Genomic DNA, 23,612 nt, shown 5'->3' on the forward strand with positions numbered 1-23,612 from the left:
CCTGCGCTGGCCGGTGGTGGACGGCAAGGAAACCCTGTGGCGTTACCGCGAGGGCTACGATCCCTATGTGAAGCCGGGCGAGGGGGTGAAATTCTATGGGAATGCCGACGGTCGGGCCGCCATCATCGCCGTTCCCTACGAGCCGCCGGCCGAATCGCCCGACGAGGAGTTCGATACCTGGCTGGTCACGGGCCGCGTGCTGGAACACTGGCATTCCGGCTCCATGACGTTGCGCGTTCCCGAACTCTATAGGGCGTTCCCCGGCGCCTGTTGTTTCATGAACGCCGATGATGCCCGCAAGCGAGGCCTCAACCAGGGCTCGGAGATCCGCATCATCTCGCGGCGCGGCGAGATCCGTTCGCGTGTCGAGACCCGCGGGCGCAACAGGGTGCCGCCGGGCTTGGTTTTCGTACCCTGGTTCGATGCCAGCCAGCTCATCAACAAGGTCACGCTGGACGCCACAGATCCCATCTCCAAGCAGACCGATTTCAAGAAATGCGCAGTCAAGATCGTACCCGTCGCCTGATCTCCAGGCATAGATGGATCCTCGTCGCGACCGGTGCTGTCCTGATCGTCACCGGGGCCGCGGCGCAGATGGTGCCGGAATTGTCCGGTCCGCCGGGAGACGCCATGCAGACGCCGCAGGCGGAGCCGCTGCCCAAATGGGTCATCGACGATCTCAGGCGCATGCGGGCCTATCCCGAGCAGCCGCCGATCATTCCGCACTCGATCGACGGCTACCAGCTCTCGGTTAATACGAACCGCTGCCTCTCCTGCCACAAGCGCGAGTTCTCGCAGGATGCCGGGGCGCCGATGATCAGCATCACCCATTACATGACGCGCGAAGGGCAGATGCTGGCCGACGTTTCCCCGCGCCGTTACTTCTGCACCGCCTGCCATGTTCCCCAGGCCGACATCAAGCCGCTCGTCACCAACACGTTCAGGGATATGAGCGAGATGGGCGTCACCAAGGCGGGAAGCGAGTGATGTGGAGCGGGATCAAGCGAATACTGGCCTGGGTCTGGACGATACTCAGCCTGCCGGCCGCGACTTTGAGCCTTGCCTTCCTCACGCTCGGCGGCTTCGTCGGCGGGGTGATCTTCTGGGGCGCCTTCAACACGGCGCTGGAAATGACCAATACCGAGGCCTTTTGCGTCTCCTGTCACGAGATGCGGGCGAACGTCTACGAGGAACTGACGAGGACCGTGCATTTCACCAACCGTTCCGGAGTGCGCGCCTCCTGTCCCGACTGCCATGTCCCGCACGAATGGACGGACAAGATCGCCCGGAAGATGCAGGCCTCGAAAGAGGTCTGGGGCAAGATCTTCGGAACGATCGATACCCGCGAGAAATTCCTCGACCATCGCCTGGAGCTCGCCCAGCACGAATGGGCGCGCCTGAAGGCAAACGACAGCCTGGAATGCCGCAACTGTCATTCCGCCGTGGCGATGGACTTCACCAAGCAGACGCAACGCGCCGCCGACATCCATTCGCGTTTCCTGCTGACCGGGCAGGCGACGTGCATAGACTGCCACAAGGGTATCGCGCACGAACTCCCCAACATGGAAGGGATCGACCCGGGCTGGAAGATGCCGCCGGCTTTGGAGGACGGGGCGCAGGCTTCTCTATCGCCGGTCGAGGAACTTCGCCTGGTGGTGCGGGAAGCGCATCGCGTTCGCGATTGAGTCTCGGCGTGAATATCCGTCTCGACCGGTGGCGCGACCGAAATAGAAAGATTTCAGAATAGTTCGCCGATACAGGTGAAGAGCCCTGTCAATCTGACCGGGCTACCGACTGCCGGAAATTGACGCGGGCGTCACAGCGGATCGTTACCGGCTCGTCAGGGCTGCCGGCCATGCGCCGGCTGAGGAGGTCCCATGAAATACGGGCGAGTTCGCGTGTTGGCTGCTGGATGCAGGAAAGGCTTGGCCATGCGGCGATGGCCCAGTCCGGTTCTTCGGCGGCCAGCAGCGAGATTTCTTCCGGACATCTGAGGCCGAGTTCGCGGAAGGTTTCGATGCTCCAGGCCGCCAGCAGGCTGCTGCTTGCGATCAGCACCGTCTTACGGGGATCGCCCTGAAGTTCCGTGGCCAGCATGTGCCGGAAGTTTTCCTGGCTGGAACCGCATTTCAGGATCGATAGCTGCACGTCCTCGCCACTCCCGTCGATCGCCTGCCTGATGCCGGCGATGTTCTCCTGCACGACCGAGAAATTCGGGAACTGGGTGGCGACGAGAACCCGGCGATGCCCCCACTCGATGAGCTGGCAGGTGGCGCGGGAAAATGCTCCCCGATGATCGACCAGAACCTGATCGAAGCTTCGCTCATGTGCGACGAAGCGGTTGATGACGACGGTCGGCATGCTGGCGCCGCGCAGCAGTTCGAGCACCGGTTCAGCCTCCAGGGTCGGCAGCAGCAGCACACCACTCGCCCGCGAGGCGATCAGACGCTCGATGCGCTGATACTCACGCGCCGGATCATGCCGGGTGATCATCTGCATGAGCTCAAAATTGGCGCCGGCCGCATGTTCTTCCAGCATGTCCGCCATGGAGACGAAGTTTGAGGAAGTGGTGTTCGGCACGCAGAGACCAACAACGGGATAGCGTTGCGCCCGCATGCCTTTGGCAAGCAGACTGCCGGTGAAGGAAAGGGCCTTGATGGCCTCGTTGACCTTCTGGCGGCGCTGTTCGGTGACATTGGCGCGCCCGTTGATGACGTTCGAGACGGTTCCGACGGATACCCCGGCCAGTGCTGCCACATCGCCGATCGTCACCTTTCGGTCCTGTGCCAACTTCACGTCGGCAGCGCGCTCCTTTTTTTTCGTCATTCCTGAAATCCTGCACCGTCAGACTTCTGGGATTATGAAACGGTTCATCGTAATATTCAAGCTCCTATCGCAGTCGTCGGCATCTTAGAGGCCCTGATTCCCCGGCGGCATCGACTGTGGTTGTCACCGGATAGCCGGCCCGAAAGTTCTGCGTCAATGACAAAAACCACCCCAATAATGCCCAATATGCCCTAAATTTTCGTGTTCGGCGAAAGTGGTACATCCCTTTTTACCATAAGCATTTTTCTCGTTTTGTCAGGCGGGACGGTGCATTGCAGCATCTACTTCGGCATCAAATACCTATTGACAGTGCCAGTCAGCGGCATCATTCTCGGCGTTGAAATGAACCGGTTCAAAATAACCGAATTAATCCTGGGGAGGATATGCGATGAAGTGGAATACGAGTTCCAAGGGCCTTCTGACGGGCGTCATGATCGTCTGCGCGGCAAGCCTGGCGCAGGCGCAGAGCAAGCAACTGGTGATCGGAGCGCTGCTGCCGCTGACCGGACCGGCAGCGCCGATCGGGCTGGAGGAACAGCAGGGCGTTCAGTTCGCGATCGACCAGATCAATGCAAAAGGCGGTCTCAACGGAACGCCGGTGCGCGTGATCTTCGACGACAGCCAGGGCAAGCCGGATCAGGCGGTGCTCGCGTTCAACCGCATGGCCGACCTGGAAAACGTTCCGGCGCTGATCACCGCTTTCTCGTCGATTTCGCTGGCGATCGCACCGCTGGCTACCCGCCGCGAAATCCTGGTCGTCAATCCGGCGGCCCAGACCGACAAACTGGAAACCGCGTCTCCGTTCCTTTTGAACACCATTCCGCTGGTCAAGGGCGAGGCGCAGGTTCTGGCAAAATACGCCACGGAAAAGGTCGGCAAGAAAGCGGCGATCATTTATGAAAACGCCGCGGCCGGCATCGATGGCCGCGATGATTTCCGCAAATATTTCGAAGAAGCCGGCGGCGAGATCATCGCCGAGGAGCCGGTTGAATTCGGTCAGACGAACTATCGCGCCACGCTACTCAAGATCGCCAGCGTCAAGCCTGAGTTCGTCTATATCGCCATCACCCAGAGCCATGAGGCCATGGCCGACCAAGTCGGGCAGATCCCGGATTTTCCCCTGGCGATCGGCAACACCTTCTCCCGCCCATTCTTCGGCTACCAGTCGACAGAAGGCTGGTATCAGACGGCGATCCAGTCCGGCTATCCGGAGCCCGCGGTTTTCGACGCGTTCAAGAAGCAGTTCAAGGTCGAGGACATGGGTTTCTTCGCCCGTGAATACTACAACGCGACCGATATCGTGATCCAGGCGGCCAAGAAAGTCGCCGACGAGGGCGGTGACCTTACAGGCACGGCAATCAAGGAAGCGATCCTGGAGATAAAGAGGTTCAACTCGCCGATTGCCGATATCGTCTTCGAGACAAACACCGCGTCGCGCCCGGTGGAGATTCAGCGCTACGAGGGCAAAGAGCGCAAGGTGATCGAGGTTTCGACGCCGGCGACCTCGAACTGATCCGATCAGCCGAAAAATGGAAAATCCAATGCTTTACTTGCAGCTCGTTGCCGATGGCGTCGTTACCGGATGCGCCATCGGCCTGGTATCGGTCAGCTTCGCCTATTTCTATGCAACGACCGGCATCTTCCACGTCGCCCATGCCGGCATCTACACGCTCTGCGGTTACATCGCGTGGTATCTGACCGGCCTCGGGGTACCCTTCATCCTGGCCCTTCTCGCGAGCATCGCCTGCGGCGCACTCGTGGGGGCGGCGATCCAGGTCACGCTCTACCGGCATCTGGATAAGAAGGGCGCCTCGCCGCTCGTCAAGCTGATCGCGTCGATCGGCGTGCTGACGGCGCTGCAGAACATCGTTGCCATCCTGTTCACACCCAATATCGTGCAGTTCGATCTTCCCTGGCGCCTTGCCCGGGTCACAGTCGGGGGCCTGGCCTTCAGCGTGCCTCAGGTGCTGGTGCTGGTGTTCGGCATCGCCCTGTTCGCCGGGATGGTTGCGTTCTCGAACTATACAACGCTCGGAAAACGCATCCGGGCCGTGGCCTCAAATCCGGCCCTTGCCGAAATCACTCATCTCCAGCCGCAGAAGGTCTTCATCTATGTGATCGCGATCGCCTCCGGCCTCGTGGCCGTGCCAGGGGTGTTGATTGGCCTCGACCAGGCCCTCCAGCCCTATACCTCGCTGATCATCCTTCTGACTGCCGTCATTGCGATGATCGCAGGCGGAATCGGCAGTCTCGGCGGCGCATTCATCATGTCGATCGTGCTTGCCGTCGTGCAAAGCCTGTCGGTGGCTTTCGTCTCCGGCCGCTGGAGCGTCGCGGTCGTCTTCGGGATATTCGTGATTTTCATCCTCATCAGGCCGGAAGGTCTTTTCCGCCACAAGTTCAACCGTGCGATCTAAGGAGAGAACAGAGCCATGAACTTCTTCCTTAGCTTCGTCGTCCTGGCAGAAATCTTCTCGATCGTAGCACTATCGACCAATCTGCTGATGGGCGTCGTCGGCATCTTCTCGGTCGCCCAGGCCGCGATCATGGGTATCGGCGCCTATGTCTTCGGCGTACTGTCAATGATGGGCGTTCCGTTCCCGCTTGCCATGGCGGCGGTGATCGTCGTCTGCGCCTTCATCAATCTCCTGTCGTCGTTGCCTTCGCTGCGCCTTGCGGGTGACTACTTCATCATCACCTCCTTCGGTACCCAGCTCGTCGCCACGGCGGTTTTCATCAACTGGTCGTCGGTGACCGGCGGCGCATCCGGGCTCACGGGCATCCCGATCATCGAGTTGTTCGGTTTCACCTTCGTGACATCCAGGCAGTTCGTCGTGCTGTCGACGGTGGCGCTCCTTCTGGTCGCCGTCAGCTTCTGGCTGATCCTGCGCTCACCCTACGGGCGGATGCTGAACGCGATCCGGCTCGACGAGATTGCCGTGGTCGCCTCCGGGCGGCGGGTGCTGCAGGCCAAGATCGGCGTCTCCGCCGTGTCCGGCGCCTATGCCGGCATCGGCGGGGCGCTGTACGCCGCCTATATCAGCTTCATCGATCCGGCTTCCTTCGACATCCACGTTTCCGTGCTGGTGGTGACCATGGTGGTGGTGGGCGGTGCGCGAACCCTAGCAGGCTCGATCATCGGCCCCTTCGTGCTGATGGCCATCCCGCAGCTTCTGACCATGTTCGACATTCCCTCGACGCTTCTCGGTCCGATCCGCCAACTCAGCTACGGCCTCATCCTCATCGCCTTCATGCTGTGGCGCCCGCAGGGCATCGCCGGAAGGAGCCTCTGATCATGACTTATCTTACCGTTACCAACGTCAACAAGCGCTTCGGCGGTATCCGGGCCCTTACCGATTGCAGCTTCACCATCAACCAGTTCGAAGCGAGCTGCGTCGTCGGCCCGAACGGCGCCGGCAAGACCTCGGTTTTCAACGTCGTCACGGGCTTCATCACCCCCGAGACGGGCCGGATCGAATTCAAGGGCGTGGACATCACCGGCATGGACAGGCACGGCCGCGTCAAGGCCGGCATCGCCCGCACATTCCAGAACCTGCGGCTTTTCGATACGCTGAGCGTGCTTGACAATGTGATGATCTGCCTCGGCGACGAGGCTGCCAATGATCCGCTGACGGCCGTTTTCCGCCCGTTTCATACCCAGGCTGTGCTGAAGCGCAAGCGCGACGCGGCCATGCTTCTGCTCGAGCAGGTCGGCCTTGTCCACAAGGCGAACGACCAGGCGATCAACCTCAGCTACGGCCAGAAAAAGCTCCTCTGCATTGCCAGGGTTTTGGCGACCGGCGCCGAACTCCTGCTGCTCGACGAGCCGACCTCCGGGCTGGCCGCGGCAGCGTTGGATAACATGGTGGAGCTCATCCACAGCCTCAAGGCGCAGAAGAAGACGCTCCTCGTCGTCGAGCACAACACCAAGATCGTCAAGCGCATCGCCGACGAGGTGCTGTTCTTCCATCGCGGCACCCTGCTGGCCAAGGGCAAGCCCGAGGAGATTATCGCCAACGAGGAACTCGGCAGGATCTATTTCGGGGAGGGAGCGTGACATGACTCTCGAAGCACGCGGCCTCGTCGCCGGCTATGGCGACAAATCCATTCTCGACAAGGTGTCCTTCACGCTGGAAGACGGGAAAATCCTCGCTTTCTTCGGACATAACGGAGCGGGCAAATCGACAACGCTCAAGGCCGTATTGGGCCTCCTCCCGGCACAGGAGGGCGAGATCCTGCTGGATGGCGAGCGCATCGAAAAACTCTCGGTCGGTGCTCGGTTGAAGCGGGGGCTCCGGTTGCTGCCGGAAGGCAGGGGCGTGTTTCCCGACCTCAGCGTCGAGGACAGCATCGAGATTGTCGCCCGCGGCAATCGCGATCCGAACGGCAACAAGATCTCCCAGGACGACGTCTACGAACTGCTGCCGGTGCTGAAGGACCGGCGAAAGACGATTGCCGGCGAGATGAGCGGTGGCCAGCAGCAAATGCTGGCGTTCGGGCTTGCGCTTCTCGGCTCACCGAAATGCGTGCTGCTCGAAGAGCCGTCGGTCGGGCTGCAGCCGGATCTGGTGGAGGAGCTGTTCGGCAAGATGTCCGATATCTGCAAGCAGCTCTCGATCTCCGCGATCCTGATCGAACACAAGATCGTCTCGGCGATGAAGATCGCCGACCATGTCATGATTATCAACAGCGGCAAGCTGGTCTTCAACGGCAGTAAAGCCGAGGCCGAACAGATCGATCTCTGGAACTATTTCTGAAGAATTAGCCGCCTTCCGGCATTGAGGTACGCATATGAACTGGATCGACGCCCACGGCGTTGGGCTACGCTATGACTTTCTCGGAACGACCGGTCCGGTCGTGGTCCTTATTCACGAAATGGGCGGCACGCTGGAATCCTGGGATCGTGTCGCTCCGGAACTCGCCCGGACCCGCCGCGTGCTGCGTTACGATACTCGCGGCGCCGGAATGTCGGAGAAGATCACCGGCGAGATCGACCTTGCAACCATGGCCTCGGATCTCGCCGCGCTTCTCGACGTGCTCGGCCTGGACGAGCCCGTCTCGGTTGCCGGCTGCGCTGTCGGCGGCGCGATCGCACTTCGCTTCGCACTCGACTTTCCGGAAAGGACCGCGGCCGTCATCGTCCTCAACCCGGCGATCGACGCGCCCGGAGAATCAGGCAAGGGCCTGATTTCGCGCTCCCATATCCTGCCGGAGAAGGGGATGCGGTCGATCGAGGCCGCCTCGCTCGATACCGGCTATCCGACGCGCTTCCGGGAGCGCAATCCGGCGCACTATGCAAGTTTCCGGGTCCGTTGGCTCGGCAACGATCCGGTCAGTCTCGGCGCCCTGTTTCGCATGCTGGCGCGCACCGATCTGTTTCCGGAGCTCTCCCGCATCCAGGTGCCCGTTCTCGGCCTTTCGGGCGTGCATGACCCGCTGCGGCCACCGGCCTATGTCCGCACGGTCGTGGAGGCTATCGGCCCGTACGAGGTCATCGAGATCGACGCCGCTCACCATGTTCCCGATCAGGCGCCGGAACTGGTCAACCAGCATATCGGCCGCTTCCTCGATCGCGTGCAGCCGGTGGATCGGAGGGCGCGGGCATGAAGCTGCTCGGCTCGCTCAGGTCGCCCTATGTCCGGAAGGCGCTCGTCGTCGCCTCCGAGGCGGGACTGCGCGCGGATATCGAACTCGTGCTGCATTCCGTGCATCTTGCGTCCCATGAGCCCGAGGTCATGGCGGTCAATCCGCTCAACAAGCTACCGACGCTTGTTCTGGACGACGGGCGCGTATTGTTCGATTCGCTGGTGATCAGCGAATTCCTTGCCTGGAAGGCCGGCCGCGACGACCTGATGCCTGGCGATCCCGAAGCCAGGTTCCGGGTGCTGACGCGCCATGCGCTGGCAAACGGGCTGCTGGATCTCGCCATCATGCGCCTCGTCGAGGTGGCCAAGCCCGCGGAACGGCAGTGGCCCGAGGTCGTCGCTGCTTGCGACATCAAGATGGCCGCCGTGCTCGACCAACTGGAGGCGGAGCATGAAACGCTCGTCGCCGAAGGCTGCACGATCGGCACGCTGGCCCTAGCGGTCGCCCTGATCTATCTCGATTTTCGTTTCGCCTTTCTCGAATGGCGCAAGACACGTCCGCGGCTCGGTGCATGGCATCGCGACTTCACCACGCGACCTTCCCTTCGTGACAACCCCTTCGAAGACACGTCGCCGGCGCTTGCCGGCATGGTCCGCTAGCTAGCTGCGGCAGGAGGCATTTCGTGATCTATACCCGCATGATCGGCGACATCCGCGTCACCAACCTAATCGAATATGTCGGCCCGACGCACGACCCCGCCGTCACCTTCCCCGATTTCGATCCCTCCGTGATCGAACGCAACAGGGACTGGCTCACCAATGCCCATTGGTACGACAACCTGCAACGCATGGTGATCGCGATCCAGATCTGGATCGTCCATGCCGGCGACAAGGTGATCCTGATCGATGCCGGCGTCGGCAACCAGAAACCGCGCGCCGCGGCCCGGATGAACATGCTGAACAGCCTCGTGCCGCAATGGCTGGCAGCCGCCGACGCCTCGTTCGACCGGGTCACCCATGTGGTGATGACCCATCTGCACGGCGATCACGTCGGCTGGAACACGGTGTGGGACGGCGCGCGCTGGGTGCCGGCCTTCCCCAACGCGCGCTACCTGATGCCGCGCGTCGATTTCCAGTATTTCCAGGGCCTTTACGAGAAGAATCCCGAGGCCGAGCCTTCCTTCGGTGACAGCGTCCTTCCTGTGCTTGATGCCGGGCTGGTGGATTTCGTCGATGACGGCGATGTCGTGGCCGATTGCCTGCGGGCCGTGTTCGCGCCGGGTCATACACCGGGTCAGATGAACTACTGGCTCGGCTCCGACAGGCAGTCGGCCGTTTTCAGCGCCGACATCTTCCATCATCCGCTGCAGATCACCGATCCCCATCTGAACACCGGCTTCTGTGTCCTGCCGGATGTCGCGCGTCAGATCCGCCGCGCCTTTCTGGAACGGGTCGCAGATACCGAAACGCTGATCATGCCTTGCCATTTCGGGCCACCGCATTGCGGCTTCGTACGCCGCAAGGACGGAGGCTTCGGCTTCGTGCCCAGCGAGCCCGATCTCCCGCAACGTTACTAAATCCAAACGTCATCCAAACGCCCCAAGGAGGAGCCGAACTCATGTCCACCAAGAAAACCATTGTCACCTGCGCCGTGACAGGCGCTTCGCTGACACCGTCCATGTCGCCCAACCTGCCGGTGTCGCCGGCGGAAATCGCGGCTCAGTCAATCGATGCCGTCAAGGCCGGCGCGTCGGTTCTTCATCTGCATGCGCGCCTGCCCGACGGTCGCCCGACCAACGATACCGCCATCTGGAGCGAGTTCGTCCCGCGGTTGCAGCAGGAAACCCCGGCGCTCATCAACATGTCCGCCTCGCTGGGCAAGACTGCCGAAGAACGCCTTGAGGCGGTGCTGGCGTTGAAGCCGGATATCGCCACCGTCATCGTTGGCTCGATGAACTACGGCCTCTTCAACAAGTCCAAGAACCAGGGCGTCTCGGAATTCTCGCAGGCCTGGGAAACCGAAGCCTTCGGCGAGAAAGCCTACCAGATCGTCACGCAGAATAGTTTCGCGACCATTCACCGGATGATCGACATGCTGGTCGAGCACGACATCGCGATGGAATTCGAATGCTATGATGTCGGTCACCTTTACATCCTCGACCATCACCTCAGCCGCAAGCCAAACATCAAGCGACCGATCATCCTTCAGTTCCTGACTGGTATCCTCGGCGGCATTCCCTCGGATATCGACCACCTCGTGCATTTGAAGCGGACGGCGGAGCGGCTGTTCGGCGATGCCGTGGAACTCTTCACTCACGGCACCGGCACCGGTAACATCAAGGCGGCGACATATGGCGCGATGATGGGAACCCATATCCGTGTCGGGCAGGAAGACAATCTCTTCGAAAAACCCGGCGTTCCGTTCAAATCGAATGCGCATCAGGTCGAGAAGGTGATCGGCATCCTCTCGGAGCTCAATATCGAAATCGCCTCGCCCGACGAGGCGCGCAAGATTCTGGGACTTGCCTGATAACCAACCGCCGCCGAGGAGCGCCTGGCCATGAGCATGAATTTCACGTTGGAGAATCGCACCAAGATTGTTTTTGGACCAAGCACGATCTCCAGTCTTGCTTCGCTGGTAGCGCCAGATGAGAGGGTGCTGCTCCTTTTCGGCGGCGGAAGTATCAAGCAGAACGGCGTCCACGACGCCGTGATGCGCGGCCTGGCCGACCGGTTCGTGGTGGAATTCGGCGGCATCGAGCCCAATCCGGAATATGGGACGATCCTTCGCGCTGCCGATCTGGCCCGGCGCGAGGGGATAACTTTCATTCTCGGCGTCGGCGGCGGTTCTGTTATCGACGCCGCGAAATTCCTCGCGTCGGTCGTGACCATCCGGCACGGCGACGCCTGGGACGCGCTGGTGAGGGGCGATGAAGTTCCGGCGCCGCTCGATATCGGCGCGATCCTGACCTTGCCGGCGACCGGCTCCGAGAGCAATGCCGTCTCGGTGATCTCGCGCTCTGAACGCGGCCTGAAACTTCCCTTCCGCAACGAAGCGACACGGCCTCGATTTGCCATCCTCGATCCCTTGACGATGAAATCGCTGCCGCGGCGGCAGCTGGAGAATGGCGTGGTCGATGCCGTCACCCATGTTCTGGAGCAATATATGACGGTGCGGGTGAATGCGCCGGTGCAGTACGGATTCAGCGAAACCCTTCTGGAAGTGCTGTTCGACTGGGGGCCGAGGCTTGTCGAGGAAGACAGCGACGAGGCGCGCGAGAATGTCATGTGGGCGGCCAATCAGGCGCTCAACGGATTGATCGGCGCGGGCGTACCGCAAGACTGGTCGACGCACATGATCGGCCATGCGCTGACGGCGCTGCACGGGATCGATCACGCCCGCTCGCTTTCGGTGGTCATGCCGCATCTGATGCGCCATCGACTGGAGGCGAAGCAGGCGATGCTGGCCCGCTACGGGCGCCGCGTGTGGAGAATCGACGAACCGGATGAACGCAAGGCTGCGCAAGCCGCCATCGCGCGCACTGAAACCTTCTTTCGCCGGATGAATTGCCCGGTAACCTTTTCCGACCTGCCGGGGATCACCGTCGATCCCGAAAAGGTCATCCATCACCTCGTCGTTGCCGGCCAGCTGCCTTTGGGCGAGGCTGGCGATATCGGCGCCGAAGACGTCCGTGCCGTGCTGCAGGCGGCCGGCGCCTGATTTCCGAAGAGGAGTGAGAGTGACGCCATGAAGAAACTGATTAACGACCCGAAATCAGCCGTCCGCGAAATGCTTGAGGGCTCGGTGACGCTGACGCCCTCGCTTGCCCTTCTGAGGGACGAGAATGTCGTGTTGCGCAACGACCTTCCGGAACGAGGCATGCGCAAGGTCGCGGTGATCTCCGGCGGCGGCGCGGGCCATGAACCGGCGCATGCCGGTTATGTCGGTGCCGGCATGCTGTCGGCGGCGGTGGTCGGGGATGTCTTCACCTCACCGAGTGTCGACGCGGTGCTTGCCGCCATCCGTGCCGTTTCCGGCCCGGCGGGAGCCGTTCTGGTGGTCAAGAACTACACCGGAGACCGTCTCAATTTTGGCCTGGCGGCCGAGATCGCCCGGGATGAGGGAATCCCGGTCGAAATCATCGTCACGGCTGACGATGCGGCTTTGGCGGACACGGTTCCGGTGGAGCGGCGGCGAGGCATTGCCGGGACCGTATTGATCCACAAGCTCGCTGGCGCGGCGGCGGAGGAGGGGCTTCCCCTTGCCGAAGTCGCCAGGCTCGCCCGGCGTGCTTCTGCCGATCTACGCACCATGGGCGTAGGGCTGGGTGTATGCATCGTGCCGGCGGTCGGCCATCCGGCTTTCACGCTTGAAGACGGCGAGATGGAGCTCGGACTTGGCATCCACGGAGAAAAGGGCGTCAGTCGCAGCAGGATCAAGCCGGCCGATGCGATCGTCGACGATGTTCTCGATGTGCTGTGCTCGGAACTGAAGGTCGGCAATGGCGATCGCTTCGCGCTCCTGGTCAACGGCCTCGGGGCGACGCCGCAGATGGAGCTCGCAATCGTGCTTCGCCGTGCGCTGGCCAATCTTTCCGCCCGTGGCATGGACGTCGCCCGCGCCTGGTGCGGAAATTTCATGACGGCGCTCGAAATGCCCGGCATGTCGCTCACTCTGCTGCCGATCGACGAACGACGAACCGCCTTGCTCGACCACCCAGTCCAGGCGGTCGCCTGGCAGGGGGACGGCAGGCTGAAGGCGCAGATCACCGTGCTGGAAGGTGCGGCTACCGTAGAGGAGCCCGCTCTCGATGATGAAGAGCTGACTCCTCACGAGCCTCTGCGCCGCGTGGCGTTAGCCGTGGCTGACGCGCTCGAGGCGGCGGAGGCGGAGCTCGGCGATCTAGACGGCAAGGTGGGCGACGGCGATCTCGGCGCCAGCATGGCGCGCGGAGCCGCGGCTATCCGCGATCTGCCGAAAGGAAAGTTTGCGAACCCGGAACTGTTGCTGACCAGCCTCAGCCATGCAGTCCGGCGTGCCATCGCTGGCAGCTCCGGCCCGTTTTATGCAACAGCGATGCTCCGCGCCGCAGGGCAACTGCGCGGTATTCAGGATGCCGGTGAGCAGGACTGGCGGAATGCGTTCGCCGTTGCCATCGGTGCGATCTCAGACCTCGGCGGAGCAAGGCGCGGCGACCGCACCATGCTCGACGCGCTGATCCCGGCTCTGGAGGCATGGCAGGAGGCGAGCGCCGGCGGCAACACACCTGTGGACGCCTTCTCGAAAGCGGCTGATGCAGCCGCGCGCGGTGCCGAGATGACGTCAACGCTGACCGCGCGCGTCGGCCGTTCAAGCTATCTCGGCGAACGTGCGATTGGGGTGCCGGATGGTGGCGCTGTTGCTGTGTCGCTATGGATGCGCGCTATTGCCGAGAGCATAAAATAACCGGCTGACGCGCAACGCTGACCCGGGCGAGTATGTCGGGTGCACCGTCTGCCAAGGTACCGGAACAACATCCCGCTGCGGTCCGTTATCAACGGCGAAGAGGGAGAGTCCGGTGCCAATCCCCCGCAGCCCGAAATCCGCGAATACCGCCTGGTTCAGCGACGAGACGATAAACGATATCAATCGCATGGCCAGATGGTTTACCCCTTTGGACGACGACGTGGCCGACCTGGCGCGACGGACGATGATGCGTGCCCGGAGGCTGCCGAAATCCGTGCGTGACCGCCCCGATACACGCTTCCTGTTGTTCCAGCTGATGCGCAAACTCGCGCTGGAAGACCGCGAGCCGCGTTTGAAGATCTGACACCGGAACAAAAAGGTCGAGAGGTGGTTCCGCATGTCGTGACCATGCAAGCCCGCCGGAGACCGGCCCCAGACCTGAAGCTGTTGATATGTACGAGTTTCGCAATTGGCTGCACATCTGTGTCGATGTGCAGCGCATGTTTCTCGAGGATACACCGTGGCACGTACCGTGGATGGAGCGGGTGCTGCCGCAGATCGAGGCCGTCGCGGGACGGCATGACGCGCGCACGGTCTTCACGCGCTTCATTCCGCCCCGCCATGCCGACGATGTCCGGGGAACCTGGAGGGATTACTACAAGAAATGGTCCGCGATGACGGGTGAGCGCCTTCCCGCCGAACTGCTGGAACTTCCCGCGCGCCTGAACAGGTTCGTGCCGCCGGCCCGCGTCTTCGACAAGGCGGTCTATTCCCCCTGGACGAACGGTCGGTTGTTCCGCACGTTCCAGGCGGAAGCGGTGGAGACGGTCGTCATAACCGGCGGTGAAACCGATGTCTGTGTGCTGGCGACGGTGATGGGCGCGATCGACCTCGGCTTCCGGGTCGTCGTCCTCAGCGATGCGATCTGCAGCGGCGCGGACGAGACCCATGACAAGATCATCGATGTGCTGGCGGACAGATTCTCCGTGCAGCTGACGCTGATGGACACGGAGCATTTTCTGACAACGGTGCCTGCTGCCTGATTGACGATCGCCGGCTCCGGCTCCGGTTCATTCCCGGTCCGTCAGGTCATGCACACGGATATTATGCGTCCTCAGCGTGCCAAGGTGTTGCTGCGCGAACGACTTCAGGGAACCCGGGTTGTCGCTTTTCGCATAGGCGTCCAGCAAGGCGACCGCATTTTCGTGGGCGGTGACCTGGGTCGAGAGATAGGCCTGGTCGAAATCCGCTCCCGTTGCCGCCTTCAGGGCGTCGAGCTGCTTCTGCCGCCGGTCGTCGAGCCCTTCGGAAATCGAAACGCCGTCCATTTTCGCCGCGTCCATCAGTTCGGCCGAAGCCCTGCCGTGGTCGCGGAGCATATCCCTGGCGAACCCGATGGCGCGCGGATCCTTGCCGCGCTCGATCGCGAGTTCGGCTGCCTCGATCTCGAACGCATTGGAGATGGCCACCTCCCGGGCGAACTCCTCGGGCGAGAGGCTTTGCTGCGCCGAGGCAGGCGACAGCACGAAGGCGAAGGCCAGCGCGGCGAGAATTGAAGTGACATACCTGGACATGGCGGGCTCCCGAAAACTTGCAGACGGGAGGCGAACATCCGCTCGCCGCCCGAAGTGAGTCTAAAATCGACGTGAGTCTAATATTTAGACTTATTGTACACTTGTATAACAAGGTGCGGCAGCGCAGGCGCCGGCCCCTGTTCGGCACCGTTTCCGCTCCAACGATTGTCGCAACTCTGTTGCAACAACCTTGGCCCTTACCGCGTCACAGATCGATCAGAGTTCATTTCCCGCTTCGCTTTGTGGTCTGCCAACAGGCTTCCTCTTGCTAAGGTGTTGCGCAAGCATACGTTTTCGGCATGTGACGCAATCAAAGGGCAAGCTTACTAACCGGGAACTCGGTTCCCGCGAACTGTGACGGCCGTTCGAGTTCGCCGCGCCGGATTTCGGAGTTCGCGCCCGTCGATCCGCGCCAAATTTTCCCGCAACCCGTTGGTTTGAAGCCGTTATTCCGCTTTTCGCCGAACTCCGAACCGAATTCGGACTTCCCCGCTTCCGCCCGGCGATTCTCGCCGCTTATGGCGCGTTTACTGCCATTTGATCTTGCGCCGCGACTTTTCCCGCCCGTCGCCCGCCCGATCCCAAAACGCCTTATGAAACCGCACGTTAAATCGCATGATCCCGCATAAACTCGGATAATCCCGCATTTCCCCTTACTGCCATCTGTTCTTACGCGTTACATGAATGCACCAGTGCTCGGCTTTTGCAAGTGGTGGGTCCTCGCCATGCTCGCGGGCCTTGCCCGCTGCGCGTGGCTCCGGTCCCGGCCTGAAGGCCGCCCTTGCACAAGCCTGCGCGCCGGCGCGGTGCTGAAAACATCGGGACGAGGGGCATCGCCCCTCGCCCGCTGGCGAGGAAGTTCGATCCGCCTCCGGCGCGGATCGAACAAGGGGCATGAGAAAATTGGCGGAACGCCAAGCGCCCGGGCAGGTTCGATACCTGGCCGGGCGCTAATGGGTTTTTGGGGGAGCTGGCCGCGCCGGAGAGGAGCGCGACCGGCTAACGGCTTATTCAGCCGCTTCGGGGAACTGTTGCTCGGCTTCGACATCGTTCATGCGAACTGGTAAAGGTAGTTACGCGAATGCTGAAGCGCATCGGCATGAGCGACGATCCCGCCTCTCCTCAGATGGTGTTTCCGGGCCATACCCGTTTGGTTAAATCATATCCCGTGATCAGAAACGGTGAGAGGGCACTGGTTCCCATAAGCCTTTGCACGCCGCGAGAACTCTCTGACCATATATTACTTCTTCGCAAGCAGGCGAAGGGCTGTGAAAACCACGCTGCAGAGCTGGAGGATTATGTGGCGAACAAAATCTCTTTGGAGGAAGCCCAGGCCCTAAACGAGCATTCGGAACCGGCCGAAGTCGAGCCGGCCTGACTCAAGAATGCCAATGCGGGGTGACTATCTAAACGAGTACGATATGCATACCTATAGCAGTTCTCCTCAATGCTGCGCGCTCCGCTTTACGAACAGATCGTTGAACACCCGATCCGCTCCCCACGCCTGAGCCGATGTGAAGGCTAGCTGTCGCAACTCGTCGCTGGCCAGTGGTTGCTGCCCAGGCTTGTAGCCGAGATCATGGTTCGCTTCGGACCACGCGTGCTGAAAGAGAGTCTTGATCTGCAACTCGAAGCAGTAGGGCACGAGGTTCTTGTCGAAATTCGGATCGATCAGATCTTGCTGCAGCATAAGGATATGGTGATTTCCAAAATATCCAAACTCCCATTCGTTCTCTGGCAGCATGTCTTTCGATTCGATGGCGTGGAAGTAGCGCTGAACTTCCTCCGAAATCCTATGCACATCGTCCTTATAGAAAGTGATGATCCGCGCTCCGATCTGATCCTGAATCTGATGAAGCGGATCATCGTACTTCGCTTTACCATCCTTCACCGCAGCGGCTTTCCCCATGAAGCGCTCCACAGACTTCGGGCGCGTCGAGATGCGATCAATCCGCGGCTGACCGGCGAAGATTTCCTGCAATAAGTTGGAAAGCTTATCGGCGATGGGGAAGAGTACGGTTTCGTACCGCGCTCGATATTGAGCTTCGACGGTCATCTACCCTTCTCCAGTTTTTCGCTGACCACTGCGCCGACTGTGCTGAACCGCATCTTGTCGGCTCCTTCCTCGACGGGTTTGTGTTCGAAGACCTTATCGAAGGAGGCAGCGTCGGCCGTGAGCATTGCCCCATTGTCCAGTTCCACCGTCCGGTAAGGCAATTGCTTAGTGAACTCGGTGGAATCGAACTGGAAATTATCATTGGCCAGGTCAGCTCGTTCGAGCTGCTTCACCACGGCGGTTTTGGCGCCCTCGGAAAATCCGTAGCGGTTACAGAAAGCCTCGACGCTCAATGTCTCTGTTCCAAGCCCACTGGCCAGCGTAGCTGCCGCAGTAATCTGGCGCTTGATTTCCAAATCGTCCGTCATTTTGATTGCCTTTTTCAATGCAACAGCGAGACGTCGGGTACCAAACGCAGGACTGGTCATGAAGTCCGACAGCAGAAACTCTTTAACCCAATAGTCCGACGACTCCAGATCCTGGCTGTTAATCTGCTTATCGACAGCCATGCCGCTCCAGAAGCCGCCTTGGAATGACTGGTGCCTGTAAACGACAGCCTTGTAGGAATGCGCATTCTTCATGAATACGCGGTCGATGAATTCGACCGTCAGCATGTCGGCACCCTCGTTCACAACCACGCCGTTGTTGGCACGAAAGCGTGATATCACCACCTTGTGCTCGATACCTTCGATGCCTTTGATCAGGAATAGAAGCCCAAGCCCCGAGCGACGTGTCGTTACTGTCGCCAATTCCTCGGCAAGCACGCGGCCCAGGTCGACCCCCGGGGCTGACGCATAGGCAATCAACATGTCACGACGCACGTTGGCTTGGGCGCCGTCGTTGCCCTTGTTGAAGGCAATGCCGATGTTGCATTCGGTATCAGCCTTTTCGTACACGCTCCTCAGGAGGTTGAACATGTCGCCTTCATGCAGCACTTGGCTTCCGACGATGGCCGACGGCTCGGTTGCCCCCTTATTGGGATAGACAAGGTATGTATGAATGCTCTGGATAGGCAAGCTTATCCCCCTCGCTGCAGAATACTTCAATTTTACAACAGCTACATAGAATATCTGTCCCGCACAAGCAGACGCGCATTAATGTACTGCATCACAACCTAGCTGAGAATCCGCAACATCGCTGATGGCCACTTTCAGCTGGGTACTGCTCGGAGGCGAAGGGAAAGAACATCGAACTCGAAAGTAAGGGATTGAGCGTCCCGTCAATACACGGCATGGTAGCGCCACCCTTGGAGGAGGCCATCGTGGACCCAAACAGCCCGCTAAAGAAAGTCCCCTTTCTCTACCATTTCACCGACCGGAGAAATCTCGATCTCATTCGCCAACGCGGCGGGCTATTCCCGATCGCGCAACTCATCGCAGGAGGTGTCACTGTTCCCGCCCCAGGCGGAAACGAATGGAGCCGAGACGCAGACGCCTTGAAGGGAATGGGCAACTACGTGCATCTTTGTTTCCGCAACAGCCATCCCATGGAATTCGTTGCACGCAGAGACGGCCGCATCACAGACTCGATTTTCCTCCGGATCCATCCCGCAGTCCTCGACTTTAATGGCGTACGTTTTACAAATGACGTTTCGAACAAAAGTGGTGTAGAATCTGTTCCGATCGAGCAGGCAGCCGCTCTTATTGATTTCGAGGTACTTTACACTCGGACGGATTGGAGAGACCCAGCGATCCAGCAGCGGCTCCTGCAAGCAGAAAAATATGAGGTCCTGGTACCAAGCCAGATACCTCTGGAGTTGATCGGAAACATTTAATGGCCGAGCGCCCCATTTTCATACCGTCGGTTGAATCTCCCGGTTTCGTCAAAGTCGTGAGCTTCGATATCCCGTTCGCAACAGGTTTCGCGCCGGTTCAGAAGCAGAAGAACGTTCGCGCGCTGCACGCTGCCGCTGCGCGTGCCGGATATAGTCCGCTGCTCGAAATATCTTCTAAGTCCGAGGAGAAAGCAGGCCGTCACCTGAGCGCATTTCATCTCAAGGTCGATACCGCTTCCGGATCTATACCTCTCGAAAACGCCTTCCAAGGCAGCAAAGTATTTGAGTACGGTGGTCCGTTCACCGACTTGTACCTGACCGATCCGCGTAGCGCGAAGCGAGATCCCCGATTAAGGGAGTCTGGTCGCTTAGTGGCCTTCGAGATCGATGGAAGCGAGTTTCCGCTCCAGCCGCCTACAGTTTTTTATGACTGGCTATATCTCAACGCCATTTACCCACATCGGGAATGGCTAAGGGACAGGATCGACGGTCACATGCGTTACGCGGGTTTTACCGATATCGAATTCAACCCCAAAAAGTCGATTAACTGCCAAGCAAAATCCTGCGCTCTGTTCGTTTCTTTGATGCGAGCGGACCTTTTGGATAGAGCGATGACTTCGGCAGAGGGGTTTATCGCTCTCATGTCGGAGCAAATTCGGTCGAGGCGACCGCAGCCTGAACAGGCCGATCAATTACATTTTTAAAGCGCGATACTGATCTACGCGGAGCAAAGGCAAGAAGTCGCGATCGCTGGCAAAGTGCTGGAACAGTCCCAGTGCGGATGATGCTGCAACATCGCCCCGCTAGCATGCCCTATTCTACGTGAGGCCCCAGCATTCCTACACGGCCAAAAGCGACAGCCTTGCTTTTGGCGTATTACAACGTTATTGTTGTAAGCATGATTCCAGCGCTTATTTCGAATCCTGGCTCGCCATGGGATGTGCTGCCAACCGGCATTCATGCCGCGACGCTTAGTGAGATCGAATCCGTGTTTGGCTATAACGGCCGTCGCCGCGAACTGCTGACCGGTCTACTCGACGGTGCTCTTGCATTGGCAAAGGCTGGATGTTCAACGATCTATCTCGACGGTAGCTTCGTCACGGCGAAACCCATTCCTGGCGACTACGATGCATGCTGGGATCCAGCTGGGGTTGTCGGCTCCCTCCTCGATCCCGTGTTCACGGATTTTAGCGATGGGAGAGCCCGACAAAAAGCCCGTTTCGGCGGTGAGTTCTTCCCTTCGAGCATCGTGGAAGCCGGCTCTGGACGGGCGTTCCTGGATTTTTTCCAAGTGGAGAAACACTCGGGTGGGAAAAAGGGAATCATTGAGATTTCGATCATGACGGATGCGACGGTCTTACGGAGGCTAGCTCATGATATTCAGTGATCGACAGTACGCGGTATCAAAGGAACAGCTCAACAATCTGAGAAATGCGGCTTTGGCTGTCCAATCTGGAGACGCCAAGCTCGATTGGCTGAGAAAAATTGAGTCCGATGCGCTCCAAAGCCAAATCGCAGACATCCAGCGAGAGATGGCAGAGTACGACTACCTAAAGTCCGGAGCTGCTGGATTCACGGAGGAGTTCTCCTTTGAAGAGCTGCCTCGCGTTCTAATCCAGGCGCGTATCGCAAGAGGCCTGTCCCAAACAGATCTCGCCGAGAGTCTTGGCCTGAAAGCGCAACAAGTGCAGCGGTACGAAGCAACTAACTACAAGAGCGCCAGCCTTGCACGCCTGATGGAAGTCGCCAGTATGTTGGGCGTTCGCGTCTCTGCGTCCTACGGATCAGGTGAAGAGCGTTCGGAGGGGGCGATTTATGCCTGGTCTGACGCTGGTTCCATTGAATGGAACAAGTTCCCGCTTCGGGAGATGGCTAGACGTGGTTGGATCAAGGGTGATGACCTGGCGATGTCAGCTCGCACCTGGTTTCATCAGGTGGCCGGGCCTCAGTTCGCGACGGCACTTCACCGCAAGAAAATGCATAGTGGCAACGCACCAAACGAGCACGCTCTCTTGGCGTGGCAAGCACGCGTGCTTCAGAAGGCAACCGATGATTTCAAAGCAGGCTTGATAGGAGAGTTTAGCTCGAACGATCGTTGGTTGGGTCAGTTGGTCGCCCTTACGAAGGACAGCGACGGACCACGCAAAGCCAAGGATCTGCTCGGCCAAAACGGCATTGGGATGGTCGTTCAAAGTCATCTTCCCGGAACATATCTTGATGGCGCGGCAATGGTCGCTCCATTTGGAAATCCAGTTGTTGCCCTAACCCTTCGGTTCGATCGCCTGGATAACTTTTGGTTCGTCCTGTTCCACGAACTGGGACACGTATTCCTGCACCTATACAACTCTCTTCGGTTCGATTTTTTCGACGAAGAGGATGGCCATCAAGGCGATCAGTATGAGGAGGATGCGGACAGGTTTTCCCTGGATCAGCTCATTCCGCAAGATACTTGGCGCAGGTGCCTTTCTCGATTCGCCCTTACGGAAGAAGCGGTCCTCATCGACGCAGAAAAGCTCGGGATCAGTGCAAGTATCATTGCTGGCAGGATCAGAAAGGAGAGAAACGATTTTCGCCTCTTCACCAATCTGGTTGGGTCGGGAACCGTTCGGACGCAGTTTGAGGGAATGATGGAATGAAGCTAATTCCCAGCATGTACGTTCCGTCACTGCGGTGGCGCCAAGGCGAATACCAGGCGCTGTTCCGACTTAGTGACGCGGCAAAGCAGTTCGTCGTTCCGTTCATACTTATTCCCGAGCCGGAATACGATTTCGAGGAAGGCCGACCGAAGAAGACGGTTCAAGAGCAGGTCCAGACGTTTCCGAAGCGCTACCAGCAAAAGTGGGGCAAGAGACCTGCGTGGATCGACGTGCACGCGAATATCGCCACGACAAGCATGGCGGATGGCCGAACGCCCATGTTGTTCGTCTTTGAAGAAATTCGAAGTTTCGGATCGAGGGCTGTACCAATCACCTCGTTGGATGCCCCACCGACCGTCAATGCTCTTGTGGCCGACATTGCGGCAATCGACAGGCTCGGTGTGGGAATCCGAGCTCGGCTTGAGCACGTCATGAAGCCCAACTTCGATGCTCGACTAATCGCACTGATCTCTTCGATTGGTCTCATGCGAGAGCACACAGACCTCATCATCGATCTCGGCGCCCCGAATTTTCAGCCCTACGCAGACTTCGCTGATGGGCTGATAGCGGCAATGGACAACGTGTCTGCGCTGAGCAGCTATCGTTCCCTCGTGGTAATAGGCACTGGCTTTCCCCAGATTCTTGCCATCGACAAACCGGGTGGTTACTTGCCGCGGCACGATTGGGTCTTTTACAAGACACTGCGCGCCAAACTTGCCGGAATTGGGCGGATTCCAAATTTTGGAGATTACACGATCGTGCACCCGGAATTCACCGCCCAGGACATGCGGATGCTGAAGCCGGCGGGCAAGCTCGTCTATACGGCGGGCGACACATGGAATGTTCGAAAGGGCGGAGCATTCAGATCTGATCCGGGACAGATGCACACGCATTGCGACAGCATTCTCAAATCGGGGCAGTTTTGCGGCCCTCACTTTTCAGCGGGCGACGAGTACATTGACCTATGTGCGAAGAAGCTAGCTACGCCTTCAAATCTTACGCGCTGGAAGGAAAATGGCATCAGCCACCACATTATGCATGTGCTGGCTGATCTCGCCACGCCGAGCGCTGGACCATGAAATTGCGGATCGCCGCAATTAAGTCCGCGATCGGCATCTGAGCGGCCAAATCGATGTAGAGCTGTAGCCTGCTTCGCTTGAGTTCACGCGGCGACGCTCCGAACCCTGCTAACAGCTCGGCAGCTTCCGAATGCCAGAGCAAGTGAGCAACTTGAATGGCATCGACGGATGGATTGGCGCGAGCGCGCCGCACTGTTTCAAACGTAATTCCGCCTCGCGGTCCTTTTTCAGCACAAATCAGACCGCACCAGTCAGGCACGATCCGCTCGGCTTTGGCCAGGTGTTTATCCGCGCAAACAAGAGTAAGCCTGCTCAGGCCCTTCGAATAAAATTCCAGCTGACCTGGAAGTCGGTCGAGCGTATCAAGACTGCTCTTGATTTCGAACCCGTGGACTTCCGCGGATATAACTGCGACGTCAATCCTTACCTTGGCGTGAGACAAACCAAGTTCGTCGACAATGATAACATCGTCGGTCCGGCGGTAAGAACGTAGCTTCTTCCTGTGAAGCGCGGCTCTGATTTCCTGGTCAGTCGTTGCTAGCATCATCATGTCCCCTGACCACAGTTATTGGCCGATTTCACTTCCCCGGCCAAGTCGTAATTCTCATGGTTATCCAAAAAATGCCTTCAAAAGCT

General features: G+C 59.5%; 27 protein-coding genes. 22 read left to right on the plus strand and 5 right to left on the minus strand.

Annotation, left to right across the window (positions count from 1 at the left end):
* The 3 genes from F9K94_RS22475 to F9K94_RS22485 all read left to right on the plus strand — a co-directional run.
* The coding region (locus F9K94_RS22475; RefSeq protein ID WP_328593827.1) for a molybdopterin dinucleotide binding domain-containing protein at positions 1 to 526 on the plus strand (526 nt) is incomplete at its 5' end.
* The gene (locus F9K94_RS22480; RefSeq protein WP_151648747.1) at positions 496 to 987 is read left to right on the plus strand and encodes a nitrate reductase cytochrome c-type subunit; all 492 of its coding nucleotides are present in this window, start codon (positions 496 to 498) and stop codon (positions 985 to 987) included. The genes F9K94_RS22475 and F9K94_RS22480, both read left to right, overlap by 31 nt.
* Positions 987 to 1,685, plus strand: a complete 699-nt coding sequence (locus F9K94_RS22485; protein WP_151648749.1) for a cytochrome c3 family protein — start codon at positions 987 to 989, stop codon at positions 1,683 to 1,685. The genes F9K94_RS22480 and F9K94_RS22485 overlap by 1 nt, the downstream gene beginning before the upstream one ends.
* Positions 1,686 to 1,773: 88 nt before the next feature.
* Here F9K94_RS22485 and F9K94_RS22490 read toward each other — a convergent pair whose 3' ends face one another.
* Entirely contained in the window at positions 1,774 to 2,826 is a 1,053-nt protein-coding gene (locus F9K94_RS22490) for a LacI family DNA-binding transcriptional regulator (protein WP_151648751.1), read from the minus strand.
* A 388-nt stretch (positions 2,827 to 3,214) separates the two neighbouring features.
* On the opposite strand from F9K94_RS22490, the gene F9K94_RS22495 reads away from it, so the two are divergent.
* The 13 genes from F9K94_RS22495 (at position 3,215) to F9K94_RS22555 (ending at position 14,900) form a co-directional block, all read left to right on the plus strand.
* A complete protein-coding gene (locus F9K94_RS22495) occupies positions 3,215 to 4,339 on the plus strand; it encodes an ABC transporter substrate-binding protein (RefSeq protein ID WP_151648753.1) in 1,125 nt (374 codons plus the stop codon).
* A 28-nt stretch (positions 4,340 to 4,367) separates the two neighbouring features.
* A complete protein-coding gene (locus F9K94_RS22500; protein ID WP_192799564.1) occupies positions 4,368 to 5,243 on the plus strand; it encodes a branched-chain amino acid ABC transporter permease in 876 nt (291 codons plus the stop codon).
* Positions 5,244 to 5,258: 15 nt separating this feature from the next.
* The gene (locus F9K94_RS22505) at positions 5,259 to 6,119 is read left to right on the plus strand and encodes a branched-chain amino acid ABC transporter permease (protein ID WP_151648756.1); all 861 of its coding nucleotides are present in this window, start codon (positions 5,259 to 5,261) and stop codon (positions 6,117 to 6,119) included.
* A 2-nt stretch (positions 6,120 to 6,121) separates the two neighbouring features.
* Positions 6,122 to 6,883, plus strand: coding sequence for an ABC transporter ATP-binding protein (locus tag F9K94_RS22510; protein WP_151648758.1), 762 nt, complete (start codon positions 6,122 to 6,124; stop codon positions 6,881 to 6,883).
* A 1-nt stretch (position 6,884) separates the two neighbouring features.
* On the plus strand, positions 6,885 to 7,583 hold the full coding sequence (locus tag F9K94_RS22515) for an ATP-binding cassette domain-containing protein (RefSeq protein WP_151648760.1): 699 nt from the start codon (positions 6,885 to 6,887) through the stop codon (positions 7,581 to 7,583).
* 34 nt (positions 7,584 to 7,617) lie between these two features.
* On the plus strand, positions 7,618 to 8,433 hold the full coding sequence (locus F9K94_RS22520) for an alpha/beta fold hydrolase (RefSeq protein ID WP_151648762.1): 816 nt from the start codon (positions 7,618 to 7,620) through the stop codon (positions 8,431 to 8,433).
* Entirely contained in the window at positions 8,430 to 9,071 is a 642-nt protein-coding gene (locus F9K94_RS22525; RefSeq protein WP_151648764.1) for a glutathione S-transferase family protein, read from the plus strand. The genes F9K94_RS22520 and F9K94_RS22525 overlap by 4 nt, the downstream gene beginning before the upstream one ends.
* A 23-nt stretch (positions 9,072 to 9,094) precedes the next feature.
* Positions 9,095 to 9,988, plus strand: a complete 894-nt coding sequence (locus tag F9K94_RS22530; protein WP_151648766.1) for an MBL fold metallo-hydrolase — start codon at positions 9,095 to 9,097, stop codon at positions 9,986 to 9,988.
* A gap of 41 nt (positions 9,989 to 10,029) precedes the next feature.
* The gene (locus F9K94_RS22535; RefSeq protein ID WP_151648768.1) at positions 10,030 to 10,941 is read left to right on the plus strand and encodes a BKACE family enzyme; all 912 of its coding nucleotides are present in this window, start codon (positions 10,030 to 10,032) and stop codon (positions 10,939 to 10,941) included.
* 30 nt (positions 10,942 to 10,971) lie between these two features.
* A complete protein-coding gene (locus tag F9K94_RS22540; RefSeq protein ID WP_210250263.1) occupies positions 10,972 to 12,132 on the plus strand; it encodes an iron-containing alcohol dehydrogenase in 1,161 nt (386 codons plus the stop codon).
* Positions 12,133 to 12,159: 27 nt separating this feature from the next.
* Positions 12,160 to 13,857 (plus strand): dihydroxyacetone kinase family protein, encoded by a 1,698-nt coding sequence (locus F9K94_RS22545; RefSeq protein WP_151648770.1) that lies wholly within the window; start codon positions 12,160 to 12,162, stop codon positions 13,855 to 13,857.
* 112 nt (positions 13,858 to 13,969) lie between these two features.
* Complete coding sequence (locus F9K94_RS22550) at positions 13,970 to 14,221, plus strand: hypothetical protein (RefSeq protein ID WP_151648772.1); 252 nt, start codon at positions 13,970 to 13,972, stop codon at positions 14,219 to 14,221.
* Positions 14,222 to 14,309: 88 nt separating this feature from the next.
* The gene (locus F9K94_RS22555) at positions 14,310 to 14,900 is read left to right on the plus strand and encodes a cysteine hydrolase family protein (RefSeq protein ID WP_151648774.1); all 591 of its coding nucleotides are present in this window, start codon (positions 14,310 to 14,312) and stop codon (positions 14,898 to 14,900) included.
* A 27-nt stretch (positions 14,901 to 14,927) separates the two neighbouring features.
* Here F9K94_RS22555 and F9K94_RS22560 read toward each other — a convergent pair whose 3' ends face one another.
* The gene (locus F9K94_RS22560) at positions 14,928 to 15,431 is read right to left on the minus strand and encodes a DUF4142 domain-containing protein (protein WP_151648776.1); all 504 of its coding nucleotides are present in this window, start codon (positions 15,429 to 15,431) and stop codon (positions 14,928 to 14,930) included.
* 1,081 nt (positions 15,432 to 16,512) lie between these two features.
* Between F9K94_RS22560 and F9K94_RS22565 the strand changes: the two genes are divergently transcribed.
* Positions 16,513 to 16,809 carry a hypothetical protein gene (locus F9K94_RS22565; protein ID WP_151648778.1) on the plus strand — a complete coding sequence of 99 codons (297 nt, stop codon included), beginning with the start codon at positions 16,513 to 16,515 and terminating at the stop codon, positions 16,807 to 16,809.
* Between the two features lie 66 nt (positions 16,810 to 16,875).
* On the opposite strand, the gene F9K94_RS22570 is transcribed toward F9K94_RS22565, so the two are convergent.
* Positions 16,876 to 17,487, minus strand: a complete 612-nt coding sequence (locus tag F9K94_RS22570) for a GTP pyrophosphokinase (RefSeq protein ID WP_151648780.1) — start codon at positions 17,485 to 17,487, stop codon at positions 16,876 to 16,878.
* Positions 17,484 to 18,503: a hypothetical protein gene (locus tag F9K94_RS22575; RefSeq protein ID WP_151648782.1), complete on the minus strand. Its 1,020-nt coding sequence runs from the start codon at positions 18,501 to 18,503 to the stop codon at positions 17,484 to 17,486. The genes F9K94_RS22570 and F9K94_RS22575 overlap by 4 nt, the downstream gene beginning before the upstream one ends.
* A 245-nt stretch (positions 18,504 to 18,748) precedes the next feature.
* On the opposite strand from F9K94_RS22575, the gene F9K94_RS22580 reads away from it, so the two are divergent.
* The 5 genes from F9K94_RS22580 (at position 18,749) to F9K94_RS22600 (ending at position 22,976) form a co-directional block, all read left to right on the plus strand.
* Positions 18,749 to 19,261: a DarT ssDNA thymidine ADP-ribosyltransferase family protein gene (locus F9K94_RS22580; RefSeq protein ID WP_192799565.1), complete on the plus strand. Its 513-nt coding sequence runs from the start codon at positions 18,749 to 18,751 to the stop codon at positions 19,259 to 19,261.
* Complete coding sequence (locus tag F9K94_RS22585) at positions 19,261 to 19,965, plus strand: DarT1-associated NADAR antitoxin family protein (RefSeq protein ID WP_151648786.1); 705 nt, start codon at positions 19,261 to 19,263, stop codon at positions 19,963 to 19,965. The genes F9K94_RS22580 and F9K94_RS22585 overlap by 1 nt, the downstream gene beginning before the upstream one ends.
* A gap of 158 nt (positions 19,966 to 20,123) precedes the next feature.
* Positions 20,124 to 20,648, plus strand: coding sequence for a DUF6932 family protein (locus F9K94_RS22590; protein ID WP_235920673.1), 525 nt, complete (start codon positions 20,124 to 20,126; stop codon positions 20,646 to 20,648).
* Positions 20,635 to 21,897, plus strand: a complete 1,263-nt coding sequence (locus tag F9K94_RS22595) for a helix-turn-helix domain-containing protein (protein ID WP_151648788.1) — start codon at positions 20,635 to 20,637, stop codon at positions 21,895 to 21,897. Before F9K94_RS22590 ends, F9K94_RS22595 begins: the two co-directional genes overlap by 14 nt.
* Positions 21,894 to 22,976, plus strand: coding sequence for a beta family protein (locus F9K94_RS22600; protein ID WP_235920674.1), 1,083 nt, complete (start codon positions 21,894 to 21,896; stop codon positions 22,974 to 22,976). Before F9K94_RS22595 ends, F9K94_RS22600 begins: the two co-directional genes overlap by 4 nt.
* Here the strand turns inward: F9K94_RS22600 and F9K94_RS22605 are convergent.
* A complete protein-coding gene (locus F9K94_RS22605) occupies positions 22,930 to 23,526 on the minus strand; it encodes a sce7726 family protein (protein ID WP_151648790.1) in 597 nt (198 codons plus the stop codon). The genes F9K94_RS22600 and F9K94_RS22605 overlap by 47 nt on opposite strands.
* Positions 23,527 to 23,612 lie beyond the last annotated feature (86 nt).

Origin of the sequence: Brucella tritici (assembly GCF_008932285.1) — a bacterium.
GTDB lineage: Bacteria > Pseudomonadota > Alphaproteobacteria > Rhizobiales > Rhizobiaceae > Brucella > Brucella tritici.

Coding starts and splice junctions, on each gene's coding strand:
- F9K94_RS22560 (WP_151648776.1), bottom strand. CDS start 15,431: ATGTCCAGGTATGTCACTTCAATTCTCGCCGCGCTGGCCTTCGCCTTC.
- F9K94_RS22595 (WP_151648788.1), top strand. CDS start 20,635: ATGATATTCAGTGATCGACAGTACGCGGTATCAAAGGAACAGCTCAAC.
- F9K94_RS22525 (WP_151648764.1), top strand. CDS start 8,430: ATGAAGCTGCTCGGCTCGCTCAGGTCGCCCTATGTCCGGAAGGCGCTC.
- F9K94_RS22535 (WP_151648768.1), top strand. CDS start 10,030: ATGTCCACCAAGAAAACCATTGTCACCTGCGCCGTGACAGGCGCTTCG.
- F9K94_RS22505 (WP_151648756.1), top strand. CDS start 5,259: ATGAACTTCTTCCTTAGCTTCGTCGTCCTGGCAGAAATCTTCTCGATC.
- F9K94_RS22545 (WP_151648770.1), top strand. CDS start 12,160: ATGAAGAAACTGATTAACGACCCGAAATCAGCCGTCCGCGAAATGCTT.
- F9K94_RS22540 (WP_210250263.1), top strand. CDS start 10,972: ATGAGCATGAATTTCACGTTGGAGAATCGCACCAAGATTGTTTTTGGA.
- F9K94_RS22510 (WP_151648758.1), top strand. CDS start 6,122: ATGACTTATCTTACCGTTACCAACGTCAACAAGCGCTTCGGCGGTATC.
- F9K94_RS22600 (WP_235920674.1), top strand. CDS start 21,894: ATGAAGCTAATTCCCAGCATGTACGTTCCGTCACTGCGGTGGCGCCAA.
- F9K94_RS22480 (WP_151648747.1), top strand. CDS start 496: ATGCGCAGTCAAGATCGTACCCGTCGCCTGATCTCCAGGCATAGATGG.
- F9K94_RS22485 (WP_151648749.1), top strand. CDS start 987: ATGTGGAGCGGGATCAAGCGAATACTGGCCTGGGTCTGGACGATACTC.
- F9K94_RS22495 (WP_151648753.1), top strand. CDS start 3,215: ATGAAGTGGAATACGAGTTCCAAGGGCCTTCTGACGGGCGTCATGATC.
- F9K94_RS22490 (WP_151648751.1), bottom strand. CDS start 2,826: ATGACGAAAAAAAAGGAGCGCGCTGCCGACGTGAAGTTGGCACAGGAC.
- F9K94_RS22570 (WP_151648780.1), bottom strand. CDS start 17,487: ATGACCGTCGAAGCTCAATATCGAGCGCGGTACGAAACCGTACTCTTC.
- F9K94_RS22515 (WP_151648760.1), top strand. CDS start 6,885: ATGACTCTCGAAGCACGCGGCCTCGTCGCCGGCTATGGCGACAAATCC.
- F9K94_RS22565 (WP_151648778.1), top strand. CDS start 16,513: ATGCTGAAGCGCATCGGCATGAGCGACGATCCCGCCTCTCCTCAGATG.
- F9K94_RS22585 (WP_151648786.1), top strand. CDS start 19,261: ATGGCCGAGCGCCCCATTTTCATACCGTCGGTTGAATCTCCCGGTTTC.
- F9K94_RS22500 (WP_192799564.1), top strand. CDS start 4,368: ATGCTTTACTTGCAGCTCGTTGCCGATGGCGTCGTTACCGGATGCGCC.
- F9K94_RS22555 (WP_151648774.1), top strand. CDS start 14,310: ATGTACGAGTTTCGCAATTGGCTGCACATCTGTGTCGATGTGCAGCGC.
- F9K94_RS22520 (WP_151648762.1), top strand. CDS start 7,618: ATGAACTGGATCGACGCCCACGGCGTTGGGCTACGCTATGACTTTCTC.
- F9K94_RS22605 (WP_151648790.1), bottom strand. CDS start 23,526: ATGATGATGCTAGCAACGACTGACCAGGAAATCAGAGCCGCGCTTCAC.